The organism is Microtetraspora sp. NBRC 13810 (assembly GCF_030268685.1).
Lineage (GTDB): Bacteria > Actinomycetota > Actinomycetes > Streptosporangiales > Streptosporangiaceae > BSRQ01.
In genome coordinates this window covers 340,863-367,779 of sequence record NZ_BSRQ01000002.1, presented here as the reverse complement: position 1 = coordinate 367,779, position 26,917 = coordinate 340,863, and the positions used below count along the sequence as shown (strand labels likewise).

24 protein-coding genes and 1 pseudogene are annotated in these 26,917 nt (G+C 70.8%); 13 read left to right on the top strand and 12 right to left on the bottom strand.

Going from position 1 to position 26,917, the window contains the following annotated elements:
- Positions 1 to 13: 13 nt before the first annotated feature.
- The 5 genes from QSK26_RS05405 (at position 14) to QSK26_RS05385 (ending at position 4,767) form a co-directional block, all read left to right on the top strand.
- Positions 14 to 1,210 carry a homogentisate 1,2-dioxygenase gene (locus tag QSK26_RS05405; protein WP_285773848.1) on the top strand — a complete coding sequence of 399 codons (1,197 nt, stop codon included), beginning with the start codon at positions 14 to 16 and terminating at the stop codon, positions 1,208 to 1,210.
- Entirely contained in the window at positions 1,207 to 1,716 is a 510-nt protein-coding gene (locus QSK26_RS05400; protein ID WP_285773847.1) for a hypothetical protein, read from the top strand. The genes QSK26_RS05405 and QSK26_RS05400 overlap by 4 nt, the downstream gene beginning before the upstream one ends.
- A complete protein-coding gene (fahA, locus tag QSK26_RS05395) occupies positions 1,713 to 2,891 on the top strand; it encodes a fumarylacetoacetase (protein ID WP_285773846.1) in 1,179 nt (392 codons plus the stop codon). Before QSK26_RS05400 ends, fahA begins: the two co-directional genes overlap by 4 nt.
- A gap of 89 nt (positions 2,892 to 2,980) precedes the next feature.
- Positions 2,981 to 3,127, top strand: coding sequence for a hypothetical protein (locus QSK26_RS05390; RefSeq protein ID WP_285773845.1), 147 nt, complete (start codon positions 2,981 to 2,983; stop codon positions 3,125 to 3,127).
- 245 nt (positions 3,128 to 3,372) lie between these two features.
- The gene (locus QSK26_RS05385) at positions 3,373 to 4,767 is read left to right on the top strand and encodes an FAD/NAD(P)-binding protein (protein WP_285773844.1); all 1,395 of its coding nucleotides are present in this window, start codon (positions 3,373 to 3,375) and stop codon (positions 4,765 to 4,767) included.
- Positions 4,768 to 4,843: 76 nt separating this feature from the next.
- On the opposite strand, the gene tatA is transcribed toward QSK26_RS05385, so the two are convergent.
- The 3 genes from tatA to QSK26_RS05370 form a co-directional block, all read right to left on the bottom strand.
- Positions 4,844 to 5,095 (bottom strand): Sec-independent protein translocase subunit TatA, encoded by a 252-nt coding sequence (gene tatA, locus QSK26_RS05380; RefSeq protein ID WP_285773843.1) that lies wholly within the window; start codon positions 5,093 to 5,095, stop codon positions 4,844 to 4,846.
- Positions 5,096 to 5,513: 418 nt separating this feature from the next.
- The gene (locus QSK26_RS05375) at positions 5,514 to 6,116 is read right to left on the bottom strand and encodes a class I SAM-dependent methyltransferase (protein WP_285773842.1); all 603 of its coding nucleotides are present in this window, start codon (positions 6,114 to 6,116) and stop codon (positions 5,514 to 5,516) included.
- A gap of 77 nt (positions 6,117 to 6,193) precedes the next feature.
- The gene (locus QSK26_RS05370; RefSeq protein ID WP_285773841.1) at positions 6,194 to 7,507 is read right to left on the bottom strand and encodes an acyltransferase family protein; all 1,314 of its coding nucleotides are present in this window, start codon (positions 7,505 to 7,507) and stop codon (positions 6,194 to 6,196) included.
- A 319-nt stretch (positions 7,508 to 7,826) separates the two neighbouring features.
- Between QSK26_RS05370 and QSK26_RS05360 the strand changes: the two are divergent.
- Positions 7,827 to 8,489 (top strand): annotated as a pseudogene (locus tag QSK26_RS05360) (helix-turn-helix transcriptional regulator); the annotation flags it as partial.
- A gap of 36 nt (positions 8,490 to 8,525) precedes the next feature.
- On the opposite strand, the gene QSK26_RS05355 reads toward QSK26_RS05360, so the two are convergent.
- The 4 genes from QSK26_RS05355 to QSK26_RS05340 form a co-directional block, all read right to left on the bottom strand.
- The gene (locus QSK26_RS05355) at positions 8,526 to 8,678 is read right to left on the bottom strand and encodes a hypothetical protein (RefSeq protein WP_285773840.1); all 153 of its coding nucleotides are present in this window, start codon (positions 8,676 to 8,678) and stop codon (positions 8,526 to 8,528) included.
- 843 nt (positions 8,679 to 9,521) lie between these two features.
- Positions 9,522 to 9,755 carry a hypothetical protein gene (locus QSK26_RS05350; RefSeq protein ID WP_285773839.1) on the bottom strand — a complete coding sequence of 78 codons (234 nt, stop codon included), beginning with the start codon at positions 9,753 to 9,755 and terminating at the stop codon, positions 9,522 to 9,524.
- Positions 9,752 to 10,039, bottom strand: a complete 288-nt coding sequence (locus QSK26_RS05345; RefSeq protein ID WP_285773838.1) for a hypothetical protein — start codon at positions 10,037 to 10,039, stop codon at positions 9,752 to 9,754. Before QSK26_RS05345 ends, QSK26_RS05350 begins: the two co-directional genes overlap by 4 nt.
- Entirely contained in the window at positions 10,036 to 10,317 is a 282-nt protein-coding gene (locus tag QSK26_RS05340; RefSeq protein ID WP_285773837.1) for a hypothetical protein, read from the bottom strand. Before QSK26_RS05340 ends, QSK26_RS05345 begins: the two co-directional genes overlap by 4 nt.
- Positions 10,318 to 10,498: 181 nt before the next feature.
- Between QSK26_RS05340 and QSK26_RS05335 the strand changes: the two genes are divergently transcribed.
- Entirely contained in the window at positions 10,499 to 11,803 is a 1,305-nt protein-coding gene (locus QSK26_RS05335; RefSeq protein WP_502888666.1) for a helix-turn-helix transcriptional regulator, read from the top strand.
- Here QSK26_RS05335 and cutA read toward each other — a convergent pair.
- Positions 11,742 to 12,059 carry a divalent-cation tolerance protein CutA gene (gene cutA, locus QSK26_RS05330; protein ID WP_285773835.1) on the bottom strand — a complete coding sequence of 106 codons (318 nt, stop codon included), beginning with the start codon at positions 12,057 to 12,059 and terminating at the stop codon, positions 11,742 to 11,744. The genes QSK26_RS05335 and cutA overlap by 62 nt on opposite strands.
- Before the next feature lie 418 nt (positions 12,060 to 12,477).
- Between cutA and QSK26_RS05325 the strand changes: the two genes are divergently transcribed.
- Positions 12,478 to 12,714: an NUDIX hydrolase gene (locus tag QSK26_RS05325; protein WP_285773834.1), complete on the top strand. Its 237-nt coding sequence runs from the start codon at positions 12,478 to 12,480 to the stop codon at positions 12,712 to 12,714.
- A gap of 136 nt (positions 12,715 to 12,850) precedes the next feature.
- Positions 12,851 to 13,957 carry a Nickel transporter NicT gene (gene nicT / locus QSK26_RS05320; protein WP_285773833.1) on the top strand — a complete coding sequence of 369 codons (1,107 nt, stop codon included), beginning with the start codon at positions 12,851 to 12,853 and terminating at the stop codon, positions 13,955 to 13,957.
- Between the two features lie 79 nt (positions 13,958 to 14,036).
- On the opposite strand, the gene QSK26_RS05315 is transcribed toward nicT, so the two are convergent.
- Positions 14,037 to 14,780 (bottom strand): IclR family transcriptional regulator, encoded by a 744-nt coding sequence (locus QSK26_RS05315; protein WP_285773832.1) that lies wholly within the window; start codon positions 14,778 to 14,780, stop codon positions 14,037 to 14,039.
- A gap of 85 nt (positions 14,781 to 14,865) precedes the next feature.
- On the opposite strand from QSK26_RS05315, the gene QSK26_RS05310 reads away from it, so the two are divergent.
- The 3 genes from QSK26_RS05310 to QSK26_RS05300 are packed head-to-tail and all read left to right on the top strand — an operon-like array spanning position 14,866 to position 20,238.
- On the top strand, positions 14,866 to 16,011 hold the full coding sequence (locus QSK26_RS05310) for a pyridoxal-phosphate-dependent aminotransferase family protein (RefSeq protein ID WP_285773831.1): 1,146 nt from the start codon (positions 14,866 to 14,868) through the stop codon (positions 16,009 to 16,011).
- The gene (locus QSK26_RS05305) at positions 16,008 to 18,857 is read left to right on the top strand and encodes an FAD-binding and (Fe-S)-binding domain-containing protein (protein WP_285773830.1); all 2,850 of its coding nucleotides are present in this window, start codon (positions 16,008 to 16,010) and stop codon (positions 18,855 to 18,857) included. Before QSK26_RS05310 ends, QSK26_RS05305 begins: the two co-directional genes overlap by 4 nt.
- A 31-nt stretch (positions 18,858 to 18,888) precedes the next feature.
- Positions 18,889 to 20,238, top strand: coding sequence for an SLC13 family permease (locus QSK26_RS05300; RefSeq protein WP_285773829.1), 1,350 nt, complete (start codon positions 18,889 to 18,891; stop codon positions 20,236 to 20,238).
- Positions 20,239 to 20,248: 10 nt separating this feature from the next.
- On the opposite strand, the gene QSK26_RS05295 is transcribed toward QSK26_RS05300, so the two are convergent.
- Genes QSK26_RS05295 through QSK26_RS05285 form a run of 3 tightly spaced genes read right to left on the bottom strand, consistent with a single transcriptional unit; the run spans position 20,249 to position 22,184 of the window.
- Positions 20,249 to 20,953, bottom strand: a complete 705-nt coding sequence (locus QSK26_RS05295) for a hypothetical protein (RefSeq protein WP_285773828.1) — start codon at positions 20,951 to 20,953, stop codon at positions 20,249 to 20,251.
- Positions 20,950 to 21,825 carry an ATP-binding cassette domain-containing protein gene (locus QSK26_RS05290; RefSeq protein ID WP_285773827.1) on the bottom strand — a complete coding sequence of 292 codons (876 nt, stop codon included), beginning with the start codon at positions 21,823 to 21,825 and terminating at the stop codon, positions 20,950 to 20,952. The genes QSK26_RS05295 and QSK26_RS05290 overlap by 4 nt, the downstream gene beginning before the upstream one ends.
- Positions 21,822 to 22,184 (bottom strand): GntR family transcriptional regulator, encoded by a 363-nt coding sequence (locus QSK26_RS05285; RefSeq protein WP_285773826.1) that lies wholly within the window; start codon positions 22,182 to 22,184, stop codon positions 21,822 to 21,824. Before QSK26_RS05285 ends, QSK26_RS05290 begins: the two co-directional genes overlap by 4 nt.
- Positions 22,185 to 22,597: 413 nt before the next feature.
- Between QSK26_RS05285 and QSK26_RS05280 the strand changes: the two genes are divergently transcribed.
- On the top strand, positions 22,598 to 26,893 hold the full coding sequence (locus QSK26_RS05280) for a discoidin domain-containing protein (RefSeq protein ID WP_285773825.1): 4,296 nt from the start codon (positions 22,598 to 22,600) through the stop codon (positions 26,891 to 26,893).
- Positions 26,894 to 26,917: the final 24 nt, after the last annotated feature.

Here is a 26,917-nt window from a genome sequence, read left to right as displayed (position 1 = left end):
GGAGGAGAGAACAGTGGCGTTCTACCGTCGCGTGGGCGACGTCCCCCCGAAACGGCACACCCAGCATCGGACCCCCTCGGGCGGCCTCTTCTACGAGGAGCTGATGGGGGAGGAGGGGTTCTCGTCGGACTCCTCACTGCTCTACCACGTCGGTGTGCCGTCGGCGATCGTGGACGCGACGCCGTACGAGTGGCCCGACCAGACGACCACAGAGAACCGGCCGCTCAAGCCCCGCCACCTGCGGCTCCACGAGCTGACCAGTCCTGACTGGAAGGCCGTGGACGCGGTCACCGGGCGGCGCCTGGTGCTGGGCAACGCCGACGTGCGGATCTCCTACGTCGCCGCGGGGGAGACCTCGCCGCTGTATCGCAACGCGGTCGGCGACGAATGCGTCTACGTCGAGTCAGGCGCCGCGACCGTCGAGACGGTGTTCGGCGCGCTGACCGTGGGCCGGGGCGACTACGTGATCCTGCCCCGGGCGACCACGCACCGCTGGGTCCCGGCCGGCTCCGAGCCCCTGCGGTTGTACGTGATCGAGGCGAGCTCGCACATCACCCCGCCGAAGCGGTACCTGTCGCGGTACGGGCAACTGCTGGAGCACGCGCCCTACTGCGAGCGCGACCTGCACGGGCCCGCCGAACCGCTGCTGGCCGAGGGCCGCGACGTGGAGGTGCTGGTGAAGCACCGTGGCTCGCGGGGGATCACCGGGACGCGGTACGTGTATCCGGCGCACCCGTTCGACGTGGTCGGCTGGGACGGCTGCCTGTACCCGTACCGGTTCTCCATCGCCGATTTCGAGCCGATCACCGGGCGGGTGCACCAGCCGCCGCCCGTGCACCAGGTGTTCGAGGGCCACAACTTCGTCATCTGCAACTTCGTGCCACGCAAGGTGGACTACCACCCGATGTCGGTCCCGGTGCCGTACTACCACTCCAACGTGGACTCCGACGAGGTCATGTTCTACTGCGGCGGGAACTACGAGGCGCGCAGGGGTTCCGGGATCGGGCCGGGCTCGATCAGCCTGCACCCGGGCGGGCACAGCCACGGACCCCAGCCGGGCGCCGTGGAGCGTTCGCTGGGCGTGGAGTTCGTCGACGAACTGGCCGTCATGGTCGACACGTTCCGGCCGCTGGAACTGGGCGAGGCCGGGCTGGCCGGCGAGGACCCGGCCTACGCCTGGACCTGGTCCGGACGGGGGCCCGGATCGTGAAGGTCGGCCCGCTGGTGCTGCCCGCCTCCGCGCTGCGGAACCTCGGGCCGTTGCGGTTCCCGCTCATCGAGGCGATCGCCGGCCGGTACCGCGCCAAGTTCCGCACCGGTGGCGTCCGCGCGGATCTCCATCCCGGCGAGGCGGAGCTCGCGACGGCGGTCGCCGCCGCCGTCGCGGCAGGGGTGCCGTTCAAGGCCACCGCCGGGCTGCACCACGCGCTGCGCAACACCGACTCGGAAACCGGGTTCGAGCAGCACGGCTTCCTGAATCCGCTGCTGGCCGCCGACGCCCTCGCGCACGGAGGATCCGAGCGCGACGCGGGCGCGCTCCTCGCCGAACGTGACGGCCCCACCGTGGCCGGCCTGGTGCGCGGGCTCGACGAGGCGCGGGTCCGGCGTGCGCGGTCGTCGTTCACCTCGTTCGGCACGTGCAGCATCACCGACCCGCTCACCGAACTGGTCGGGCTGGGCGTCCTGACCACACCCGCCACGGAAGGGGCGTCGTGAACGTCATCGAGATCCCCGACGGCTCGCCGTTCGGGCGCGACAACCTGCCCTACGGGGTGTTCTCGGCGGCCGGCGGGCAGCCCCGGGTCGGGGTGCGGCTGGGGGACACCGTGGTGGACCTGGCGCTGCTGCTCGGCGATCCGGTGTTCGCGGCGCCGTCGCTGAACCCGTTCCTGGCGCAGGGGCCTGCACGGTGGGCGCAGGTGCGGGAACGGATCCGCGCCGCCGCCGGCGGGCCGGTGCCGGACGAGGCCCGGCATCCGGTGCGTGACGTGCGCCTGCACCTGCCGTTCGAGGTCGCGGACTACGTGGACTTCTACGCCTCCGAGCACCACGCCTCGAACCTGGGCCGGTTGTTCCGGCCGGACGCCGCGCCGCTGCTGCCGAACTGGAAGCACCTGCCGGTCGGCTACCACGGCCGCGCGGGCACCGTCGTCGTCTCCGGCACCGGCATCGTCCGGCCCTGCGGGCAGTTCAAGGCTCCGGACGAGGCCGCGCCGCGCTTCGGGCCGAGCCGCCGGTTGGACATCGAGGCCGAGCTCGGGTTCGTCGTCGGCGTCGGGTCACCGCTGGGCGGGCGGATCGGGGTGGACGGGTTCGCCGAGCACGTGTTCGGCGCGGTGCTGGTCAACGACTGGTCCGCCCGCGACCTGCAGGCGTGGGAGTACGTGCCGCTGGGCCCGCATCTGGGCAAGAGCTTCGCCACCTCGATCTCCCCGTGGGTGGTGCCGTTGGCCGCGCTGCGGGCCGCGCGGGTTCCGCTGCCGGGGCAGGACCCCGAGCCGCTGCCCTACCTGCGCGGCGGCGAGGACTGGGGTCTCGATGTGGACCTGGTGGTGACGTGGAACGGCCAGGAGGTCGCCCGCCCGCGTTACCGCGACATGTACTGGTCGCCCGCGCAGATGCTCGCCCACCTGACCGTCAACGGCGCCTCGGCGCGGACCGGGGACCTGTTCGCCTCCGGCACCGTCTCCGGCCCCGAGAAGCACCGGCGGGGGGCGTTCATCGAGCTCACCTGGGGTGGCCGTGAGCCCGTCACGGTGCGGGGGGAGGAGCGCACCTTCCTGCTGGACGGCGACGAGGTCACCATCTCGGCCACCGCTCCCGGCCCGGACGGCACCCGGATCGGGTTCGGCGAGGTGACCGGCACGATCCAGCCCGCGGTGGGCGGTTGACCGCCGCCGACTGACGGACGGGGGACGGCGGCCTGCCGTCCCCCGTCCGCGGCTACTCGCTGACGACCGTCGGGGCGGCCCACCACCTCGTGACCCAGTACGAGCTGCCGAAGTCGCGGATCACCCAGCGGTGGTACGACGCCGGCCACATGATGTACACCGACCGGCGCGGCGCCGTGGATCTGGCACGCGACCTTGAGGCGTTCCTCTCGGGCGCCACCGTCGGCGAGGGCTGAGCACGGGGGCCGCGATCGAACGGTGGTCCCGTCGTCCGCCGTTCCCGCAGCGAGATGACCCTGACCGTACCGGAGTGCCGGATGATGAAGTCCCCGAAGCGGGGCGTTGGGGGAGGGGGCCGAAACCGGGTTCCGGGCCTGATGGAATACTCGATCGGTTGTCCGGGCGTTGATCGCGTCCGGATAGCCTGGTGGGCGCGCGGGGACTGGTTGCCCGTCAATTCCTATAGGTATAGTGGGGTATCATGTCGGGTTCTCCAGTGGTCGCCGTCGTGGGTGGCGGCGCCAGCGGCGCCTTGGCCGCGGTTCACCTCCTCCGCGAAGCGCGGGCACGCTCCCTGACACTGGAGGTCGTGCTGATCGACCGGTACGGCAGGCACGCGCTGGGCCAGGCATACTCCACCGCCGATCCCCACCACCTGCTCAACACCAGCGCCGACAAGATGAGCGCACTGCACGACGACCCCGCCCATCTGCTCACCTGGGCCCGTGGCAACGGCCTGGACCTCGCCGGGTCCGACTTCCTGCCGCGCGGCGACTACGGGCGCTACCTGCGCGACGTGCTGGCCGACGCCGAGGACGTCCCGGCCCGCGTCGTCCGCAGGGTGACCGCCACCGCGACCGGGCTGACCAGGCCGGCCGGCGGCCACGGGGTGCGGGTGGAGCTGGCCGGCGGCGAGTGGATCGACGCCGACGCCGCCGTGCTGGCCCTGGGCAACCGCGCCCCGGCCGCCTGGCCGCAGATCGTGGACGCGGACACCCCGCGTTACGTCGCCGACCCGTGGGCGCCGGACGCGCTGGCCGGGATCTGCGACGGCACCCCGGTGCTCGTCATCGGCACCGGCCTGACCATGGTGGACATCGCGGTCACCGTGACCCGCGCCCGGCCGGACGCGGTGGTGTACGCGGTGTCCAGGCACGGCCTGCTGCCCCGGCGGCATCCCGACCCGCTGCCGGTCCCGGTGCCGACGCCGATCCAGGACGGGCCGCTGCCCCTCGCCGGCCTGCTGCGCGCCGTACGGCTCGCCGTGCGGGACAACGGCGGCGACTGGGCCGGCGTGGTGGACGGGCTGCGCTCGCACGCCCCCGGCCTGTGGACCCGGCTCAGCCCGGCCGACCAGCGGCGTTTCCTCAACCTGGCCGCGCGCTTCTGGGAGGTGCACCGGCACCGCATCCCGCCGGTCACCGCCGCCAGGATCGCCGAACTGCGCGACGGCGGCCGGCTCCGGGTGCTCCGCGGCCAGGTGATCCGGTCCACGGCCGCGCCCGGCGGGCTGCACGTGCACGTGGGCGTGGACGGCGCCGTCCAGGTGCTCGACGTGGGCTGGCTGGTCAACGCCACCGGCCCCGGCTCCGACATCGGCCGCGACCCGTTCCTCGCCCGGCTCATCGAAGCCGGCGACGCCCGGCCGGACCGGCTGCGGCTCGGCCTGGACGCCGGTCGGGGCGGCGCGGTGCTGGACGCGGAGGGCCGCTCCGACGGCCGGGTCGTCACCCTCGGCCCTCTGCTCCGCGGCACCCTGTACGAGACCACCGCGATCCCGGAGATCCGCGCCCAGGCGGCGGCCATCGCGCCACGTCTCATCGAGACGATCGCCGCCCCGGTCAGCGTGTCCCTGACCGCCGAGCCGGAATTCTGATCCGCGGGGTTTCCGGGCCGCGGGGTTTCCGAGCCGCGCGGATTCCGAGCCACGGGCCAGGACGGGGCGATCGGCGTCAGGTGTGCTGTTCCCGCTGGGCGGCCGCCTGCGCGCGGAGTTGCGCGGCGCGTTCCTCCAGTTGTCTCGCCTGGTCCTCGGTGGACGGCGGCGCGGACTCGGCCTCCTGGTGGGCCGCGGTCATCTCCGACCGGAAGATGCGCAACGACCGTCCGACGGACCGCGCGGCGTCCGGCAGCTTCTTCGCCCCGAAGAGCAGCACCAGGACGACGGCGATGATGATCAGCTCACTCGGCCCCAAATCTGCCATGACAAGTCCTTTGATATGAAATGTCGCACTATGTCGAGATTAGGTGCCGAGGGGGTGGGGTGCTCATCCGGGCTCGGTCAGGCGCTCTGAGCGGTCGGCGGGGGACGCCCGACTACGGCTCGGGAGGCGAAGCCGCCCTCAGGGACCCACCTCCCGCAGGAACGCGGCTATGAAGCCGTACAGGGCGAGGTCCGAGAGGAAGTCCGGGCGAGGGCCGTCCGGCACCCAGGTCCACCACGGCGGGAGAGAAACTCCGCGGTGAGCCCCTGTGCCGCGTCGCCGCCGATCAGCCGGCAACCGATCAGGCAACTGGTACGGGGCAGCATCGCACTGTAAGCATCCTCGTCCTCCACAGGAGGAATTGTCGTCGCGTTTCCCCCAAGGACAAATGCCATGAGAGCACGACAGGGAGCCTCGCTCAGTTCCGCGGTTTGCGCCAGGTGATGCTGTAGCGAAACAGGAGGTGGCGGCGGTACTCGGAGCCGGGCAGGATCTCGGCGGCCAGCGCCCGCATCTGCGGGTACGTCACCGGCGGCGGCCACACCAGGGGGGACGGATGCTCCCAGTGCCCTTTCACAGCGCGGTGCAGGGTGCCGACGGCGACGCCCGCGAGGTCGCGCGGCAGGTCGCCGGGCATGGTGCTGCGGGCGAGGCCGACGACGGCCAGGACGCCGCCGGGGCGCAGCAGGTGGCGCATGCGGGCCAGCCCGGCGGCGGCGTCCATGTGGTGCAGGGTGGCCACGGACGCGACGACGTCGAACGAGGCGGGCTCGAAGGGGTGGGTGAGGAAGTCGCCGAGGATGTAGCCGACGTCGTCCGGGTGCTCGCGGGCCAGGTCGATGCTGGGCGCGTCGAGGTCGATGCCGGTGACGTCCGGCACGGTCCGCCGCAGTTCGCGGGCAAGCATGCCCTCACCGCAGCCGACGTCGAGGGCGCGCCGGGCGCCGTGGGGGACCGCCTGGAGGATCCGGGGGTGGTAATGGATGTTGTGGTTCCATCGCCTGCCGTTCTGCACCGTCATGCGATCATCCTGCCGAACATCCGTTCGCGGTTGAGCCCGGCGACCAAGAACGCGGGACACGCCTGGCTCGCAGATGCTCACTCAGCCGGGTCGGGACGGCGGGCGTGGGTGAGCCGGCGGCCGAGGGCCTGCGCCGGTCGTTCGATGTACCGGTAGCCGAGCGCGGCCGTACCGAGGACCACGGCCAGCAGCAGCGCGGCCCAGCCCAGCCGCCCGGCCAGGGAGATCTGCGCGGGGTCGGCGGTCAGCCGCCTGACCACCTGGATCGCCAGCGGGTGCAGCAGATAGACCGAATAGCTGATCAGGCCGAGTCCGGCCAGCCAGCGGGGCAGTGCGCGGCGGCGCAGCGCCCGGGCGACCAGGAAGGTCAGCCAGGCCGCCGCGACCGCCGCGGACCAGCTCCACCGGTACGCCCACGCGCGGTCCTCCGGCATGCCCCAGCCGGGGCCGAACCACATCGCGGCGCCGATCGACGCCACCGGCACCAGGACGATCAGCCGGCCCGCGCCCGCCCGGAGCCGCCCGTGGTCCAGCCGGTGCAGGGCGGTCCCGGCGAACATGGTGGCGAGGATGGCGAGGCTCTGCCAGGCCCCCACCCTGCTGTTGGCGCCGAGCAGCGACACGGCCAGCACGGCCAGCACCGCGGCCCCGCAGAGCCGCACCCGGCGGTCGCCCGAGGCGATCGCCACCGCCGAGACGGCCAGCACGACGACGGTGGCCAGCACCACGGTGCCGGTGCCGAGGCCGCGCGACAGCGCGCCCGCCGGAAGCACGCCGCCGGCCAGCACGGCCGCCGCGGCCAGGCCGACCGCGCTCGCGGTGCTCGCCCGGTGCACACCGAAGACGAACATCGCCGTCACCAGCAGGTAGAACAGCATCTCGTAGGAGAGCGTCCAGAACACGTTGACGACGCTGGTCACCTGGAGCAGGTCCTGCAACATCGTCAGGTGCGCGACCGCCGAGGTGACCGGCTGCGCGGCCACCTGCCCCGGCAGCGCCCAGTACACGGGGAGCAGGGCGAAGATCGTCCCGACGGTGGCGGCGACGATCCACAGCGGGTACAGGCGGAACACCCGGTTGACCCAGAACCGCCCCACGCTGCCCCCGCGCTCCAGCGAGATCGGCACCACATAGCCGCTGACCAGGAAGAACACCATGACGCCGTACTGCCCGAAGTCGAACCACGGGCTGACGTGCGCGCGGACCTCGGGGAAGAGCGGGTCCAGGGCGTGCTCGAAGACCACGACCAGCGCCGCCATGCCGCGCAGCGCGTCCAGCCACGCCTGTCTCGGCGGCGGCTGTCCCTGCGCCCCCTGTCCCGGCGGCGGCGCGGTCGGCCGGGCCGCCGCCCGGGGACCGGCGTCGCTCCGTTTCACCACGTGGATGGACATCCGGTCACCCTAGGCGGTCAACCTGGGTGACGGTCGAGGATTGGGTAAAGGCCGCGCCTCATCCGGCGGGCAGCGCGGGACGGAGACCAGGGGAACGGTCTCGTCGACGACCCCTGGCGTACGCCTCGGCCTCGACGGTCGCGCCGGTGCGCCTGCCGCGGCCGGCCCGGTGAACCCGAAGTCCGGGTGCGAGGGGATCACGAGGTGGAAGGCGTCGGCGGGGTCGGTCAGCGGCTCGACCACCTCCAGGAACCCCGCGATCGGCCCGGGCCGGCCGGGAGGTCAGTCACGGTCCTCGTTGCGGTGCACAAATGCAGGCATGCTTGAGACGTCGGCTCGGTTGCTTCGGCTGTTGTCGTTGTTGCAGCAGCATGGGGACTGGTCCGGTCCGCAACTGGCCGACCGGTTGGGGGTGACGGTGCGCACCGTGCGCCGTGACGTCGATCGGCTGCGCGAGCTCGGTTACCCGGTGCACGCCACGATCGGGAACATCGGCGGGTACCGGCTGGGCGCAGGGGCCGCCATGCCGCCGCTGCTGCTCGACGACGAGGAGGCCGTCGCGGTCGCGGTGGGATTGCGCACCGCGGCGAACGGCACGGTGGCCGGGATCGAAGAGACGTCGCTGCGGGCCCTGGCGAAACTGGAGCAGATCCTGCCTCCGCGGCTGCGGTACCGGGTCTCGGCGTTGGACGCGGCCACCGTGGCCCGGCACCGGCCGGGTGCGGTCGTCTCGGCCGAGGTGCTGACCACGATCGCCGCGGCCTGCCGGGACCACCAGCGGCTGCGCATGGACTACCGCGGCCACGACGGCACCGACACCACTCGTACGGTGGAGCCGCGCAAGCTTGTCCACGCCGGACGCCGCTGGTACCTGGTGGCCTACGATCCCGACCGGGCCGATTGGCGGACCTTCCGGGTCGACCGGCTACGGCCGCGAACCCCGGCCGGCCCGCGGTTCAGCCCACGCGAGCAGCCCCGCCAGGCAGGGAATTCCGGCCGCCGGTAGCGCTCCGCCTGTTCAGGAGAAGTCGGCGGCGTGGTCTGTGGCCCACAGCGCGAAGGTGCGGGCCGGGCGGCTGGTGAGCCGCTCGACGGTGTCGTACACCCGCGCGGGATGGCCGACCGACTTCTCCCACTGCTCGAACAAGGTGTCCAGAACGAACGGCGGCATGAAGCGGCCCATCTGCTCGCGGGCGACCCCGGGGGCAGCTCCTGGTAGACCAGCGGACGGCCGAGCGTCTGGCCGATCAGGGCGACCTGCGCGGCGGCGGTGAGAGACTGCGGGCCGCTCAGCGGGTACACCTGGCGGGCGTGGCCGTCCCGCCTCAGCGCGACGACGGCGGCCTCGGCGAGGTCGGCCTCGTGGATCGGTGCGCTGGTGGCGCCGGCGTAGGGCGCGCGGACCACGTCGCCGGCGCGGATCTGCCCCGCCCAGGGCAGGGCGTTGGTGGCCATGTGCGCCGAACGCAGGAACGTCCAGACCGGCTCGGCGGCGCGCAGCGCCCGCTCGATCTCGGCGTGGTAGGCCGCGATCGGGTTGGCCTGCTCGGCGGCGGTGTCGTCGACTCCGGCGGACGACAGCAGGACGACGCAACAAGCAGCCCGGAATGGCCTACCTCGACGCGCCCAGCATCCCGGACGGGCGGGTCGCGATGCTGATGCGCACCTTCGCCTGGGGGCTCACCGCGGGCGGGCAGTTCGATGACGAGCCGGCGATCGCGGCCATCAGCGCGCATACTGCCGGCTGGCCGGCCGCCACCAAGATGGCCGACGAGACGACGGCCGCCCTGTCCCCCCACCTGGCCCCTTTCTGGCCCCTTTCTGGCAGGGGGCTGGCATCTGGCCTGGCACCTCTGGCAGCAAGATCAAAAAGGGGTTGGGCGGGAATCCCACGCCCAGCCGCACGCACGAGAACGCCCCCTGCCCTCGGGTGAGGACAGGAGGCGTCGTATTGGAACCTCGGCGGGTGCACATCCTGGGGGAAGTGTGCCCCCGACGAGGAGTTCAGAGGGCGTCAGACGGAGATGCCACGCCGCGCAGAGATGATGCCCTGCTGCTCGGCGATTGCGGAGACGAGCGCGTGCGGGTGGTCCCGGCGGATCTGCGCGTGGATCCCCAACTTCCTCTCCTTCTCGGTGGGCGGGTCCACCTTGGTGGCCCACCAGCCGCTGTTGAGGACGGTGAACCGCCAGGCGGGGAACGTCTGGTCGAGGACGTTCAGATGGATAGCCTCCTCGGCCGGCGTCACTGGAGGTTCTTCTTCGGGGTGAGGACGTACTTGATCCGCATCGCTACCGCGTGCCGGTTCGCGACGGGGGCGATCGGCTTGCCCCACGACCACCAGTACTGCCGCACGCCGTCGGCGTCCGCGGCGACGGTGATGGACTCGCTGAGCTGCGGTACCTGCGGATTCGTCACGATCAGTTTCGGCTCGCCGCCATCTTCTACCTGGGTGCCCAGGGACAGACTGCCGAGGACGTCGGCGAGGGCGGTGAGGTGCGAGACCTCGGACGTCGCCTGCCGGCCGCTCATCGGGCGTCCTGAAATACGCGCGGCCGGGGGACGACAGGCATCGTCGCGTGCATCTGCTGGGCGAGGTCCTCGATCGTGCGCGCCCACAGCGTGAGCGGCTCCGGGGCCGGCCAGGCGGCGATGGCGCAGAACTGGCGGCGATGCAGGCTGTAGAGGACGAGCCAGGCCGGGTGCTTGGCGTTGAGGCGTGCCGCGGCCTCCCGTTTCGCTGGGTCGTGGTTACCACGGTAGAGAATCGGGAGCTGGCTGAGCGGCTGCTCTGTCTTAGGGTTATGCATCGGGTCGCACCTCCATGCGGCCAAGGGTCCGGCCGGTGTTCTCCTCACCGCGTCCGGACCCGTCTATCTGCGGTCTCGAACGCCCATCTCAACGCGTTGAGTTCCTGCACGACGAGTGCGATTGGGGGACACTGGGGGACAACGGAGTGTCCCCTAACCTGCGGCGGAGAGGCGTCACGGCATGTCTCCGAAGGTGCCCGCATGGGCTGCGCGCCTGCAGAGCGCGCGACGCGACCATGGATGGACTCAGCGTGAAGTGGCGAAACGCCTAGCCCAAGTGGCAGGAGAGCACGTCAACCTCCCCGAGCGAGAGTCGCTCGTCCGCCGAATCAAGGACTGGGAGACTGGCCGCCATCGACCGAGGGACCCATATCCGATACTGCTAGCGCGCGTCTTCGACACGACTGAGCGGGAGTTGTTCGCCGAGCCCTCCGTACATGACCATGATGATGTGCTTCGCCGAGAGTTCCTTGGGGTGTCCGCCGTCGTCACCGGGCTCGCCATCACCGCCTCCCCCACGAGCCGTCTTCCCCACGGACGGCGTATCGGTGCTGATCAGATAGACCACCTGCTGCGGCGGACAGCCCGCCTGCGCTGCCTGGATGACCACCTCGGCGGCGCCGACACATACCGGCTTTACGCTGCCGAACTCGCGGTGACCAGCGCGCTAGCCGATGACGCGAGTTACACGCAGGAGACTGGCCGGGCGCTGCTGTCGGTGCTGGCTGAGCAGGCTCAACAGGCCGGATGGGCCGCTTTCGATGCAGGTTGGCATCAGGAGGCGCGCCGGCTGTTCAAGCAGAGCTTGTCGGCCGCTACGGACGCCGGAGACACGTCGCTCATCGCGAACTCTCTTGCCTATCTGGCGTACCAGAAGGTGAGCAGTGGCCACTCTGGGGCGGACGAAGCTGACGCCGCGTGCCGGGTGGCAACACGTCGCACCCCACCAGCCGTGCGGGCTTTGCTCTTCGAGCGGGCCGCGTGGGCGCACGCGCTTGAGGGACGGTCCCATGAGGCAGAGGTGACGCGGGCACTTGGTAAAGCCGCCGAAGCTCTGGACAGCTCCAGCAGTCTGCCTTCTCCAGAGTGGGCCCAATGGGTGGATCGCACTGAGTTGCAGATCATGACTGGTCGTTGCTGGAGTACCCTCCGACGTCCGCTGCGCGCAGTTCCAGCTTTGGAGGCTGCTCTAGCGCAGTACGACGACACGCACGCCCGAGACAAGGCCCTATACCTGACATGGCTCGCAGAGGCCCACCTAGATGCAGGAGAGGTCGAGCAGGCTGCGGCCATCCTTGGCCGATCCGCCGACCTGTGCGCCGACGTGGCATCCGTCCGGCCGCACAAGCGGATCAAGAGTGTCCTGCAACGACTCGACGCACACGGGGACGAGCCGTGTGTGTCGGAGCTACGTCAGCGCCTGGCTACGCTGTCGTTCGACGTAGCCAGCCCAGATACGCCTCCGAGCCCCCGTCGATCGCTGTGAACGTGACCTCCGGGTTGTCCCAAGGGTGCTGGTCGATGAGGTGTTTCTCAAGGGCGGGATAGCGATCGGCAGTAGTCCGTAGGAAGACCTGCCATTCCTCGCCTTCGCCGAGTTCGCCTTGATGCCAGAACATCGATACGGCCGGCCCGAAGACTTGGCCGGAGGCGGCGAGCTTCGCTTCGACCGCTGAGCGGACAAGGCTCAGCGCAGCGTCGCGGGTGGCGGCGGTCGTTGATACCTGCACGTAGTCCGTCATGGCGAACAGTAGATCACCGCCGACGACGCTTCGCCAGCCTGACCAGGCTTTTCCCGGGTCCGGGAAAACGGGACATACGCAAAATAGCTCCCCCCACCGCCTCTCGAAGGAAGCAGTGGGGGCGATACGCGCCCGTACACCGTGACGGACGCCGGATTGATCAGTTCAACTCGGTTCCCCGAGGGCTCATCAGCAGATCACATGGGTTCGAGGCGGCCCTGCACGACGAGCGGCCGGCCGCGGCCGTCCTTCGGATCGGCGACCGGGGTCACCTTCCGCTGCGACGTGAACCACGCCCAGGCGAAGTAGAGCGCGTCGAGTAACTGCTCGACGCCGGTCTCACATGTCGAGCGCCTCCGGCAGAACCAGAGCTAAACCATTGCGTCCGACGTTGCCGGTGGCGCCGGTGGCCAGAAACATGCGCACTCCACGAGATACCCGAGGGACGGGACCTGTTGTCCGCTGCCCTGTTGATGACGACCCTGTCACCCAAGCAGGACACGGCGAGCCGTACAACGCCGAACCGGGCAAGTGCGACGCCCTGGACTGGCATCCCGTGACCGGGCTGCCCGGCGACATAGTCGTCTACCCGGCGGCGGCCGTACGGGCGATCCTCGACGGGGAGCCGTTCGACGTCTTCGGGTTCGACCGGTGAGCCGTTCGACCGGTGAGCCGTTCGACCGGTGAGCCGTTCGAACCGTGAGCCGGGAGGCGACCTGGGCGGCGGCGGTTATTGCGGATGGGACATAATTGCCAAACAGTCTCAATTAGGACATGCAGAGAGGTCCCACGTGTCAGCTCATCCCCCCGCCGGGGCCGGGCGTCTGCTCGGATCGGAGAAGCGGAGCCTGGCCGGGATGGCCGTCTTCGTCACCGCCCTGCACATCGCCGGCTGGGCCGCGCTGATCCTCGTCGTCGCCCCCAGGCACTACGCGGTCGGCGGGCAGGTCTTCGGCGTCGGCCTCGGCGTCACCGCGTACGTCCTCGGGATGCGGCACGCCTTCGACGCCGACCACATCGCCGCGATCGACAACACCACCAGGAAGCTGATGTCGGACGGCCGGCGCCCGCTGTCGGTCGGGTTCTGGTTCTCGCTGGGCCACTCCTCGATCGTGTTCGGGCTGTGCCTGCTGCTGTCGCTCGGCGTCCGCGCCCTGGCCGGGCAGGTGGGCGACGACTCCTCGGCCCTCCAGCAGGTCACCGGGGTGATCGGGACCGCGGTGTCGGGCGTGTTCCTCATGCTGATCGCCATCCTCAACCTCGCCGTGCTGCGCGGCATCCTCCGCGTCTTCCGCCGGATGCGGCACGGCCACTACGAGGAGGCCGAGCTGGAGGCCGAGCTCGGCAAACGCGGCTTCATGAACCGCATCCTCGGCGGCGTCACCAGGGCGGTCACCAAGCCGTGGCACATGTACCTCGTCGGGCTGCTGTTCGGCCTGGGCTTCGACACCGCCACCGAGATCTCGCTGCTGGTGCTGGCCGGCGGCGCGGCGGCCTTCCAACTGCCGTGGTACGCCATCCTCGTCCTGCCGGTCCTCTTCGCCGCCGGGATGAGCCTGCTGGACAGCATCGACGGCACCTTCATGAACTTCGCCTACGGCTGGGCCTTCTCCAAGCCGGTGCGCAAGGTCTACTACAACATCACGATCACCAGCCTGTCCGCCGCCGTCGCCCTGATCATCGGCCTGATCGAGATCATCTCGCTGCTCGCCGACAAGCTCGGCGTCACCGGCGGCCCGCTCCGCTTCATCGCCGACCTCGACCTGGACTACGTCGGCTACGGCATCGTGGCGCTGTTCGTGCTCACCTGGATCGCCGCGGTCGCCGCCTGGAAGCTGCTGCGCATCGAGGAGCGCTGGACCCCGCCCGTACGGCGGACCGCCGACGAGTCCGTGTGACAACGGCACGGCCACATGCACAACGCCCACCAGGCCATGAACGGGCGAGCGGTCATCGTCGTGGCGGCGGAGTGACCGGTCAGTCCTGGTGGCCCAGGGCGGTGGCGAGGGTGCGCGCGGCCTCGCGCACCAGCGCGCCGTACTCCGGGCGCAGATCGTCGGGCATCCGGCTGGCCGGGGTCGAGACGCTGAGGCCGGCGACCGGCCCGTCCGGACCCGGTACGGCCGCGGCCACCGCGGCGATGTCGGAGCGCCACTCGCCCCGGTTGTCCGCATAACCCCGCTCCCTGACCTCGGCCAGCTCGGCGCGGATCCGGGCCGGATCGACGAGCGTCGTGCCGGTGAACCCGGCGGGCCCGGCCGCGAGGACCCGGTCCACCACCTCCCCGGGCAGCAGGGCGAGCACCGCCTTGCCGTTCGCGGAGGCGTGCAGCGGCAGCCGGATGCCCAGCGGCAGCACGATGCGCAGCGGCTTGTCGGTCTCCAGCCGCTCGACCAGCACCACGGCGTCGGTCTCCGGGACCGTCAGGTGGATCGTCTCGCCGGTGCGCCTGCGCAGGTCCTCCATCACCGGCCGGGCGGTGTCGCGCAGGCTCAGCTCGCCGGTCGCCCGCCGGCCCACGTGCAACGCCTTGGTGGTCAGCAGCCAGCGGGTGACCTCCCCGCCGGCCGGGCGGATCCACCCGGCGTCGTGCAGCGTGCGCAGGGACCGCTGCACGGTGCTCTTGGGCAGCCCGACGCGACGCGCCAGCTCACCGACGCCGACCGGCTGGAGGGCGGCGACCTCCTCCAGCACGCGCAGCGCGTTCACCACGTTCTGCATCCATTGACTCCTTTACGAGGGCAATTCTAGTATCGACGTACCGCTGAACGGCACGCGTGCCGTCACACGGCACAGAGGAGGTCATGTGGGGCGTCACTTCCTTCAGATCCCCGGCCCGACCAACGTCCCCGACCGGGTCCTGCAGGCGACCGCCCGGCCCACCATCGACCACCGCGGCCCGGAGTTCGCCCGGCTGGCCCTGGAGATCCTGGAACGGCTCCGCCCGGTCTTCCGCACCACCGGGCCGGTGATCGTCTACCCCTCCTCCGGCACCGGCGCGTGGGAGGCCGCCCTGGTCAACACGCTCTCCCCCGGGGACAGGGTGCTCGCCTTCGAGACGGGTCATTTCTCCACTCTGTGGTGCGACATGGCCCGGCGGCTCGGACTGGAGGTGGAACTCGTCCCCGGCGACTGGCGGCACGGCGCCGACCCGGACGCCGCGGCGGAACGGCTCGCCGCCGACCCGTCCATCGCCGCCGTCATGGTCGTGCACAACGAGACCTCCACCGGCGTGCGCAGCCGGGTGCCGGAGATCCGCGCCGCGATCGACCGCGCGGGCCACTCCGCCCTGCTGCTGGTGGACACGATCTCCTCGCTCGGCTCCATGGACTACCGGCACGACGAGTGGGGCGTCGACGTCACCGTGGGCTGCTCGCAGAAGGGACTCATGCTCCCGCCCGGCCTCGGCTTCAACGCCGTGAGCGGCAAGGCGCTCGCCCACCGCGGCGGCTTCCCGCGCTCCTACTGGGACTGGGAGCCGATCGTCGCCGCCAACGAGCGCGGCTTCTACCCCTACACCCCGCCCACCAACCTGCTCTACGGCCTGCGCGAGGCGCTCGCCATGCTGGCGGAGGAAGGGCTGCCCGAGGTGTTCGCCCGGCACGACCGGCACGCGGAGGCGACCAGGCGGGCGGTGCGCGCATGGGGCCTCGACGTCCTGTGCGCGGACGAGCGGGAGTACTCCAGCTCGCTGACCGCCGTCGTGATGCCGCCCGGCCACGACGCCGACGAGGTGCGCCGGCTGATCCTGGAGCGCTTCGACATGTCGCTCGGCACCGGGCTCGGCAGGCTCGCCGACAAGGTCTTCCGGATCGGTCACCTCGGCCACTTCAACGATCTCAGCCTGGCCGGCACCCTCGGCGGGGTCGAGATGGGGCTGGCCGCGGCGGGCGTGCCGATCAAACCGGGCGGGGCCGGCGCCGCGCTGTCCTGGCTCGGGCGGCGCGGGTGAACCTGCGTACGGCACTGGCGCCGGTCTTCACCGGCGAACTGCGCGAAGACCCCTACACCAGGCACCTGTACTCCTCCGACGCCAGCATGTACGCCATCGAGCCGCTGGCCGTCGCCTTCCCCCGGCATGCCGGGGACGTGGCCGCCCTGGTCGCGGTCTGCGCCGAACTGGGCGTGCCCGTGCTGCCGCGCGGCGCGGGCACCAGCCTCGCCGGGCAGACCGTCGGCAGGGCCGTCGTCGTCGACTTCTCCCGGCACATGAACCGCATCCTCGACATCGACGCCGGCGCCATGCGCGCCCGCGTCCAGCCGGGCGTGGTGCAGGACCAGCTCAACCGGGCGGCGGCCCGGCACGGCCTGATGTTCGGCCCGGACACCTCCACGAGCAACCGCGCCACCATCGGCGGCATGATCGGCAACAACTCGGCCGGCAGCCACTCCATCCGCTACGGCTCCACCATCGACCACGTCGAGACCCTCGACGTGGTGCTCGCCGACGCCGGGACCGCGCGCTTCGGCCCCGACGGCGGCGACGACCGGCTGCACCGGGGGACCCGCGAGATCATCGAGTCCCTCGGCGACGGACTGGCCGGCTTCCCGCCGTTCTGGCGGCACTCCGGCGGCTACCGGCTCGACCGGGTGCTCGACGGCGGCACGACGAACCTCGCGAAACTGGTCGCCGGCTCCGAGGGCACCCTGGCCGTGGTCACCGAGGCCGAGGTGCGCCTGGTGCCGAGACCCCGGGCGCGGGCCATCGCGGTCGGCCACTTCACCGCGACCACGGCCGCGGTCGCCGCCACCCGGGACGCGCTGGAGCGGGACGCCGCGTCGGTGGAGCTGATGGACCGCACCATCCTCGACCTGTCCCGGCAGCGGGTGGAGTACGCCGGGCTCGGCGGCATCCTGTCCGGGGACCCGCACGCCCTGCTCTTCGTCGAGTTCTTCGGCGACGACGAGGACGAGGTGGCCGCCCGGGTCGACGACCTCGCCGCCGCGTGGCAGGCCGGCGGGCACGGCTACCACACGCTGCGCGCGGTCACCGCCCAGCAGCAGGCCGCCGTGCTGAAGGTGCGCAAGGCGAGCCTCGGCCTGCTCATGGCGTCGAGCACCGGCACCCGCAGGCCGCTCGCCTTCGTCGAGGACACCGCCGTCCCGCCGGACACGCTGGTGCCCTACGTCGAGGAGTTCGCCGCCGTGCTGGCCAGGCACGACCTGAAGGCCGGCTTCTACGGCCACTGCTCGGTCGGCTGCCTGCACATCCGGCCGTTCGTCGACCTGCGTGAACCCGCCCAGGTGAGCGCCATGCGCGCGGTCGCCGAGGAGATCGCCGCGCTCGCCGCCCGGTACGGCGGGGTCAACTCCAGCGAGCACGGCGACGGCCTGGCCCGCTCGGAGTTCAACCGGCGGCTCTTCGGCGACCGGGTGTACGAGGCGATGCGCCGGGTCAAGCGGCTGTTCGACCCCGAGGGGAGGCTCAACCCCGGCAAGATCGTCGATGCCGGGCCGATGACGGAGCACCTGCGCGACCCGGCGCTCCCCGCCGCCCCGCCGCTGCGCACCACCCTCGCCTTCGCGGACGGCATGCGCGGCGCGGCCGACCGGTGCATGAACATCGGCGTGTGCCGCAAGGAGGACACCGGCGTCATGTGCCCGTCCTACATGGCCACCAGGGACGAGGAGCACTCCACCAGGGGCCGGGCCAACGCCCTGGTCAAGGCCCTCTCCTCGGCCGACCCGCGGGCCGCGCTCGGCGACGAGCGGCTGCACGGCATCCTCGACCTGTGCCTGGAGTGCAAGGCGTGCACCTCGGAGTGCCCGCTCGGGGTGGACATGGCCTCGCTGAAGAGCGAGTTCCTGCACCAGTACCAGGAGATCCACGGCACGCCGCGGCGCTCGCGGCTCTTCGCCTCGATCCGGCGGCTCAACCGGCTCGGCTCGGCCGCCGCGCCGGTGTCCAACTGGATCGCCGGGGCGGCGCCGGTCCGCGCGCTGCTGGACCGCGCCCTCGGCATCAGCCGCCGCCGCCCGCTGCCCGCCTTCCACCGGGAGACCCTGGCGCGCTGGTTCGCCCGCAGGACCCCGCCGGCCGGGCCCTTCCCGCGCGGCGACCTGGTCCTGCTCGCCGACTCCTTCACCTCCTACGGCGAGCCCGCGATCGGCAGGGCCGCCGTCGAGCTGCTGGAGCTCGCCGGCTGGCGGGTCCTGCTGACCGAGGGCTGCTGCGGCCGGGCCGCCGTCTCCAAGGGGCTGCTGGACCAGGCCAGGGCGTCGGCGCGGGCCATGGTCACCCTGCTCGCGCCGTACGCCGAGCGCGGGGTGCCGATCGTCGGCATCGAACCCTCGTGCCTGCTCACGCTGCGCCAGGAGTACGCGGCGCTGCTGTCCGGCGACGAGCGGGTGCGGATGGTGGCCGCCCAGGCCCGGCTGATCGCGACGCCGCTGCTGGAGGCCATCGACGACGGCGGCCTCGTGCTGCGCGGCACCGGCGAGACGACCTCCGTCCTGCTGCACGGCCACTGCCACGAGAAGGCGGGCGTCGGCACCGAGGCGACCCGCGCCCTGCTCGCCCGCCTCCCCGGCGCCGAGGTGACCGAGCTGGACGCGGGCTGCTGCGGGATGGCGGGATCCTTCGGTTTCGAGTCCGAGCACTACGACCTGTCCATGAAGATCGGCGGCCTCCGGTTGTTCCCCGCGGTCGCCGAGACCACGCCCGGCACCCTCATCGCGGCCACGGGGGTCTCCTGCCGCCAGCAGATCGCGCACGGAACCGGCCGCACCGCACAACATCCTGTCCAGCTCGTCCGCGCGGCGGTCGTCCCGCCGGGGGAGGTCCATCCAGCACACTGATCCGCCTCGGGGGAGATCGGAGCCGTTGCCCGTGTCCGCAGAGCTCATCTCCATACTCGCCCTGGTCGCCATGTTCGTGGTGGCCACCGTGCTCCCGGTCAACCTGGGCGCGCTGGCCTTCGTCGGCGCCTTCCTCGTCGGCACGCTCGCGGCCGGGATGTCCACCGACGACATCCTGGGCGCCTTTCCCGGCAACCTCTTCGTCATCCTGGTCGGCATCACCTACCTGTTCGCCATCGCGACCAGGAACGGCACGGTGGACTGGCTGGTACGCGCCGCCGTACGGGCCGTGCGGGGGAGGCTCGGGGCCATCCCGCTGGTGATGTTCGTCATCTCGGCGCTGCTCACGGCGATCGGCGCGCCCGCGCCCGCGGTGGCGGCGATCCTCGCGCCGATCGCGTTCGGGTTCGCGGCGGAGTACCGGATGCACGCGCTGATGATCGGGCTGATGGTCGCGCACGGCACCCAGGCGGGCGCGTTCTCGCCGATCAGCGTGCTGGGCGGGATCGTCAACCAGGTGGTGCTGGACGCGGGGCTGCCGAAGAACGACATAGTGCTCTTCCTGGCCGGCTTCTTCTTCAACACGGCGGCGGCGGTCATCGTGTTCCTGATCTTCGGCGGCCTCCGGTTGCTCCGCCGCGGCTCCGTGGCGCCGCCCGCCGCCGCTCCGGCCCCCGCGGGCGCCCCCGCAGGCCCCGCGGGGACCGCTCCCGGCACGGCCACCGCCACCGCCACCGCCACCGAGGCGCGTACCGGGGCCGACCTGACGACCTCCCTGCGGCCCACCCCGCACCAGGCGCTCACTCTGGCCGGGCTGGTCGCGCTGTGCGTGGCGGTGCTCGTCTTCCAGCTCGACGTGGGGCTCACGGCCATCACCGTGGCCGTGCTGCTGTCGCTCACCGCGCGCGGCTCGCAGAAGGGCATCGTGGAGAAGATCGCCTGGTCCACCGTGCTGCTGGTCGGCGGCGTGGTGACCTATGTGGGCGTACTCCAGGAGATCGGCACCATCGACTACGTCGGCGGCGCGGTCGCGGGCATCGGGGCGCCGCTCGTCGCCGCCCTGCTCATCTGCTACGTGGGCGGCGTCGTGTCGGCGTTCGCCTCCTCGGTGGGCATCCTCGGGGCGCTGATCCCGCTGGCCGTGCCGTTCCTGCTCCAGGGGGAGCTGGGGGCGGTGGGACTGATCGCCGCGCTGTCGGTGTCCTCGACGATCGTGGACGTCAGCCCCTTCTCCACCACCGGGGCCCTCCTGGTCGCCAACGCCCGGGGGATGGAGACCGCGGTCTTCTACCGCGGCCTGCTCGTCTACGGCGCCGTCGTCGTGGCGGTCGGGCCGGCCCTCACCTGGCTGGTGCTGGTCGCCCCCGGGTGGCTCGGCTGACCGGCCGGGCTCAGGAGGGCTTGTTGCGCAGCGGGACGTCGCGGATGATCGGCCAGGTGAGGGCGAGGCCGACCAGGAAGCAGGCGAGCCCGATGGCCACCGCCGTGAGAGTGCCGGCGGTGATGTCGGGCTGCGGCACCCGGTTCAGGAGGGGCAGGTAGAGCTGGGCGCCGACGCTGCTCTCGGCCAGGACGATGAGCGCGATGCCGACGGGCACGGTGAGCAGGCCGCCGCCCCGCCAGCGGTAGAACCCGGCCATCATGAAGGCGCCGCCGGTGATCCAGACGAGACTCTCGATCAGGAAGGTGACGAACACCAGCGGCACCTGGGTCGGCGCGTCGTACAGGTGCGGCTCCTGAAGCGCCTGGGACCAGCCGGCGAGGCCGTACAGCCCGGCTTCGAGGAGGTAGCCGAGGGTGAGCAGCGCCGCGGCGGCCGGGGCGTACAGGCAGGTGGTGACGGCCGCGTGCCAGCCGAACTGTCTGCGGGTCTGCCCGTGCGCGATGTAGAGCGGCATGAACTCCTTGATCAGCGCGACGCCCACGAACAGCAGGAACCAGCGGGACACCTGGATGGCGCTCTCCCAGGCGCTGAAGCGGAGCGTGCCGAAGACGGCGATGGCCACCGTGATCAGCGTGACGACGACGTAGAAGACGCCCCATACCAGCGCCATGAAGAACAGGTTCGCCGCGAGCAGGCGGCTCGGGAACCTCACGACGGCTCTCCCTCGGGTTCGGTGAGACGGATGAACAGGTCCTGCATGGCGCTCGGCCCGAGCTCCAGCCCGGCCTCGCGGGCCTTCCTGCGCTGCGCGTCGTCGAGCTCGCCGTAGATCATCGTGGACTTGGTGCCGCCGAGCCGTTTCTCGCCGAGTGTGGTGAGCCCGGCGGTGAAGGCGTCGACCTGTGCGGCGGGGCCGGTCACGGCGGTGCCGCGGGCGAGCAGCCGCTCGCTGTCCTCGTGCAGGACGAGCCGTCCCCTGTCGATGATCACCACCTCTTCGAAGAGCGCGCCGGCCTCCTCGATGAGATGGGTGGACAGGATGATCGTGCGCGGGTTGGCCATGTAGTCGGTGAGCAGCTCGTCGTAGAAGGCGTGCCTGGAGGGGGCGTCCATGCCCAGGTAGGACTCGTCGAACATGGTGATCGGCGCCCGGGAGGCCAGCCCCACCACCACGCCGAGCGCCGAGCGCTGGCCCTTGGACATGGAGCCGACCTTCATCTTGCGGGTCAGCCGGAACCTGTCCATGAGCGATTCCGCGTAGGCGGCGTCCCACCGGGGGCGCAGCCACTCGGCGAAGTACAGGGCGTCGTTCGCGGTGCCGATGTCCACGGTCTCGCCGGTGTCCCGGATCAGGCAGATGTCCGGCGTCACCTTGCTGTTCTCGAACACCGGCCGGCCGCCGACGAGCACGGTGCCCGCGGTCTGCCTGCGGAAGGCGGCGAGCACCGACAGCAGGCTCGTCTTGCCCGATCCGTTGCGGCCGAGCAGCCCGTAGATCTTGCCTGCGTCGAGGGTGAACGTCAGATCCCGCAGTGCGGTGACGTCTCCGTAATCCAGGCGTAAGCCGCTGACCTCGATCTTCACCTGTCCTCCTCCAGTTCCCTGATCCTCGCGATGACACCGTCGAGCGGAATGCCGATCGCCCTGGCCTCGGCGACCATCGGATCGACCACCTCGGCGTAGAAGCTCTGACGGCGCCGGGCGCTCAGGTCGTCGCGCGCGGCGGGGGAGACGAACATGCCGATGCCTCTCTTCTTGTAAAGGACTCCCTCGTCGACCAGGTGCTGGAAGGCCTTGGCGGCGGTGGCCGGGTTGATCCGATAGAAGGCGGCGTACTGGTTGGTCGACATCACCTGCTCGTCGCCCTGCAGTGCCCCGCTCAGCACATCGGCTTTGATGCGGTCGGCGATCTGCCGGTAGATGGGGCTTCGGTCGTCGAACATGACACCCACTTCGATGGTTCCTTATTCCACTAGTGAACCATAGAAGCGAAGGAGAGCGACCGTCAACTCTCAGCTCTGACAAGTCACCCTTTTCACCCCGTTGACGAGGTCGTAGCACGTATGTAACATTTGGCCAACGCACTGCAAGAAACTTGCAAATATCTGTTCAATCGTCTCGCAATCTCCGCAACTTTCGGGGCTGGGCCGCCGCGTGCCCGCTCCACCCCCCAACGGAGAGGCCCAGAGATGTCGGCTCCGGCATTCCATGGCCGGTCGCCCCCCCAGGCGGCCGTGGTCCCAGCGCTCAACGTCCCTACGTAGCCCCCGGCGACCATGGCGAGCTCGCCTGGCAGGGGCGCGGCCGTGGCGGCCGCAGCGGTACCTCTCGTTCCAACGGAGAGATTGAGAAACAGATGCGAAAGAAGCACCCTCTGTTACGACTGCTCGCGGCGGTGCTCGCGAGCAGCATGCTCGTCGTCATGGGGCCGGTCACGTCCGCCTCGGCGGCGGGCGGCCCCAACCTCGCGACCGGCAAGACGGCCGGAGCCAGCAGTTCCAGCGGCGGCCACGGCGCGGGCAGCCTCAACGACGGGAACCAGGCGACCTACTGGGAAGGGACCGGCAGCTTCCCGCAGTCGGCGCAGGTCGACCTCGGTGCGAGCACCGGCATCGACCAGGTCGTGGTGAAGCTCCCGGCGGAGTGGGAGACACGGACGCAGACCTTCGCGGTGCAGGGCAGCGCCGACGGGACGAGCTTCACGACCATCGTGAACTCCGCCGGATACGTGTTCGGCCCGGGCTCGAACAACACGGTGACGATCAACTTCCCGGCCACCAACACCAGGTACGTCCGGCTGAACGTCACGGCCAACACCGGCTGGACCGCCGGCCAGGTCGCCGAGCTGGAGGTGTACGGCGCCGCCAACTCGACCATGAACCTCGCCCTGGGCAAGACCCTCAGCGCGAGCGGCACGGTCGCACCCTACGGGGCGGGCAACGCCAACGACGGCAACCAGGCCACCTACTGGGAGAGCACCAACAACGCCTTCCCACAGTGGATCCAGGCCGACCTCGGCTCCTCGGTCGGGGTGAACAGGATCGTGCTCAAGCTGCCGACGGGCTGGGAGTCGAGGACACAGACGCTGACGGTCCAGGGCAGCGCGAACGGCTCGACCTTCTCCACCGTCGTCGCCTCGGCCGGGTACGCCTTCAACCCCGCCACCGGCAACACGGTGACCATCAACTTCAACACGACCACGGCGCGCTACATCCGGCTGAACATCACGGCCAACACCCAGTGGCCCGCCGGGCAGGTCTCGGAGTTCGAGCTCTACGGCCCGTCCACCGGTGACACGCAGGCGCCGACCGCGCCGGGCAGCCTCGCCTACACCCAGCCGGCGACCGGCCAGATCAGGCTGACCTGGAACGCCTCCACCGACAACGTGGGCGTGACCGGCTACGACATCTACGCGAACAACGTGCTGCGCGCGAGCGTGGCCGGCAACGTGACCACCTACACGGACACCCAGTCGGCGATCACCACCGTGTCGTACTACGTGCGGGCGAAGGACGCGGCGGGCAACCAGTCGGGCAACAGCAACACCGTGACCCGCAACGGCCAGCCGACCGTCGATCCGCAGGCGCCGACCGCGCCGGGCAACCTCGCCTACACCCAGCCGGCGACCGGCCAGATCAGGCTGACCTGGAGTGCGTCCTCCGACAACGTGGGCGTGACCGGCTACGACATTTACGCAAATAACGTCCTAAGGGGCAGTGTTGGCGGAAATGTCCTGACGTACACCGACGAGCAGCCGGCGACCGCCACCGTGTCGTATCACGTGCGGGCGAAGGACGCGGCGGGCAACGAGTCCGGCAACAGCAACACCGTGACCCGCAACGGCACCGGCGGCGGCGGATCCAACCTGGCCGTCGGCAAGCCGATCACCGCGAACGGCACCGTGCACACCTTCGTGGCCACCAACGCCAACGACAACGACGTCAACACGTACTGGGAGGGCGCCGGCGGCAGCTACCCGAACACGCTGACCGTCGCCCTGGGCGCGAACGCCGTCGTCAACCAGGTCGTGCTGAGGCTGAACCCGTCCTCCGCCTGGGGCACCCGCACCCAGAACATCCAGGTGGTCGGCCGCGAGCAGAGCGCCACCGGGTTCACCAACCTGGTCGCGGCGGCGAACTACACCTTCAACCCCGCCACCGGCAACACCGTGACGATCCCCCTCAGCGCCACGGTCGCCGACGTGCAGCTCCGGATCACCGGCAACACCGGGGCGCCCGCGGGGCAGGTCGCGGAGTTCCAGGTCATCGGCGTCCCCGCGCCGAACCCCGACCTGACCGTCAGCGCCATGTCGTTCACCCCGGCGTCCCCCACCGAGACCGACTCCGTGACCCTCTCCGCCACCGTGCGGAACATCGGCAGCGCCGGCTCCGGCGCGACGAACGTCAACTTCTACCTCGGCACCGCGCTGGCCGGCACCGCCCCGGTGGCCGCCCTCGCGGCCGGCGGCACGGCGACCGTGACGGTCAACGCGGGCACCCGCGACGCGGCGACCTACCCGCTCAGCGCCAAGGTCGACGAGAACAACACCGTCATCGAGCAGAACGACACGAACAACGCCTACACCAACCCGACCTCGCTGGTCGTGCGTCCGGTGGACAGCTCCGACCTGATCGCCTCGCCGGTCTCCTGGTCGCCGAACAACCCGGCCAACGGCAACAACGTGACCTTCTCCGTCGCGATCAAGAACCAGGGCAACGTGGCCTCCGCGAGCGGCGCCCACGGCATCACGCTCACCCTGCTCAACGCCACCACCGGCGCGGTCGTGCGCACCCTGACCGGCTCGCACACCGGCACGATCGCCCCCGGCGCCACCGCGAACCCGGTCAACCTGGGCTCGTGGACCGCCGCCAACGGCAAGTACACCGTGCGCGTCGTGCTCGCCGACGACGCGAACGAGCTTCCGGTGAAGCGCGCGAACAACTCCACCCAGCAGCCGTTCTTCGTCGGCCGCGGCGCGAACATGCCGTATGACATGTACGAGGCCGAGGACGGCGTGATCGGCGGCGGCGCGGCCGTCGTCGGGCCGAACCGGACGGTCGGCGACATCGCCGGCGAGGCGTCCGGCCGCAAGGCGGTGACCCTGAACTCCAACGGCAGCTACGTCGAGTTCACCACCAAGGCCAGCACCAACACCCTCGTCACCCGGTTCTCCATCCCGGACGCGGCCGGCGGCGGCGGCATCAACTCCAGCCTCAACATCTACGTCAACGGCACCTTCCTCAAGCCGATCCCGCTGACCTCCAGATACGCCTGGCTCTACGGCAACGAGGCGAGTCCCGGCAACTCGCCCGGCGCCGGCGGTCCCCGGCACATCTACGACGAGGCCAACATCATGCTGGGCACGACGGTCCCCGCGGGCAGCAAGATCAGGCTGCAGAAGGACCCGGCGAACTCCACCACCTACGCGATCGACTTCATCAACCTGGAGCAGGTCTCGCCGATCGCGAACCCGGACCCGGTGAAGTACACCGTGCCCACCGGTCTCACCCACCAGGACGTGCAGAACGCGCTGGACCGGGTCCGCATGGACACCACCGGCAACCTGGTCGGCGTCTACCTGCCGCCCGGCGACTACCAGACGTCGAGCAAGTTCCAGGTGTACGGCAAGCCCGTGCAGGTCGTCGGCGCGGGCCCCTGGTACAGCAGGTTCTTCGCACCGGCCACCCAGGACAACACCGACGTCGGCTTCCGTGCCGAGGGCTCCGCGCGGGGCTCCTCGTTCACGAACTTCTCCTACTGGGGCAACTACACCTCACGGATCGACGGCCCCGGCAAGGTCTTCGACTTCGGCAACATCTCCGACATCACCATCGACAACGTCTGGGCCGAGCACATGGTCTGCCTCTACTGGGGCCTGAACACCGACCGTGTGACGATCAAGAACTCCCGGATCCGCAACACGTTCGCCGACGCCATCAACATGACGAACGGCAGCACGGACAACCACGTCACCAACAACGAGGCGCGCGGCACCGGTGACGACAGCTTCGCGCTGTTCTCGGCCATCGACGCGGGCGGCTCCGACATCACCGGCAACGTCTACGAGAACCTGACGTCCACCCTGACCTGGCGTGCCGCCGGCGTCGCGGTGTACGGCGGGTACGACAACGTGTTCCGGAACATCTACATCGCGGACACGCTGGTCTACTCGGGCATCACGATCAGCTCGCTGGACTTCGGCTACCCGATGAACGGCTTCGGCGCGAGCCCGCCGACCAGGTTCGAGAACATCTCGATCGTCCGGGCCGGCGGCCACTTCTGGGGCGCGCAGACCTTCCCCGGCATCTGGGTGTTCTCCGCCTCGAAGGTCTTCCAGGGGATCCGGGTCAGCGATGTGGACATCGTGGAGCCGACCTACAGCGGCATCATGTTCCAGACCAACTACGTGGGAGGCCAGCCGCAGTTCCCGGTGACGGACACGGTCTTCACCAACGTCTCCATCACCGGCGCCGCCAAGAGCGGGGACGCCTACGACGCCAAGTCCGGCTACGGCATCTGGGTCAACGAGATGCCCGAGCCCGGTCAAGGCCCCGCCCGCGGTTCAGCCACCTTCAACAACTTGCAAATGAGCAACAACGCCGTGAATATCAGGAACACCACCTCGACGTTCACGCTCAACATCAACCCGTAGGACTGGGCTGATCGTCACCACCGG

Bases quoted from the DNA above. Each gene is read 5' to 3' on its own strand.
- QSK26_RS05385 (WP_285773844.1), top strand. From the start codon at position 3,373: ATGTCGGGTTCTCCAGTGGTCGCCGTCGTGGGTGGCGGCGCCAGCGGC.
- tatA (WP_285773843.1), bottom strand. From the start codon at position 5,095: ATGGCAGATTTGGGGCCGAGTGAGCTGATCATCATCGCCGTCGTCCTG.
- QSK26_RS05375 (WP_285773842.1), bottom strand. From the start codon at position 6,116: ATGACGGTGCAGAACGGCAGGCGATGGAACCACAACATCCATTACCAC.
- QSK26_RS05370 (WP_285773841.1), bottom strand. From the start codon at position 7,507: ATGTCCATCCACGTGGTGAAACGGAGCGACGCCGGTCCCCGGGCGGCG.
- QSK26_RS05355 (WP_285773840.1), bottom strand. From the start codon at position 8,678: ATGCCGCCGTTCGTTCTGGACACCTTGTTCGAGCAGTGGGAGAAGTCG.
- QSK26_RS05345 (WP_285773838.1), bottom strand. From the start codon at position 10,039: ATGAGCGGCCGGCAGGCGACGTCCGAGGTCTCGCACCTCACCGCCCTC.
- QSK26_RS05340 (WP_285773837.1), bottom strand. From the start codon at position 10,317: ATGCATAACCCTAAGACAGAGCAGCCGCTCAGCCAGCTCCCGATTCTC.
- QSK26_RS05335 (WP_502888666.1), top strand. From the start codon at position 10,499: ATGTCTCCGAAGGTGCCCGCATGGGCTGCGCGCCTGCAGAGCGCGCGA.
- cutA (WP_285773835.1), bottom strand. From the start codon at position 12,059: ATGACGGACTACGTGCAGGTATCAACGACCGCCGCCACCCGCGACGCT.
- QSK26_RS05325 (WP_285773834.1), top strand. From the start codon at position 12,478: ATGCGCACTCCACGAGATACCCGAGGGACGGGACCTGTTGTCCGCTGC.
- QSK26_RS05315 (WP_285773832.1), bottom strand. From the start codon at position 14,780: ATGCAGAACGTGGTGAACGCGCTGCGCGTGCTGGAGGAGGTCGCCGCC.
- QSK26_RS05285 (WP_285773826.1), bottom strand. From the start codon at position 22,184: ATGTTCGACGACCGAAGCCCCATCTACCGGCAGATCGCCGACCGCATC.
- QSK26_RS05280 (WP_285773825.1), top strand. From the start codon at position 22,598: ATGCGAAAGAAGCACCCTCTGTTACGACTGCTCGCGGCGGTGCTCGCG.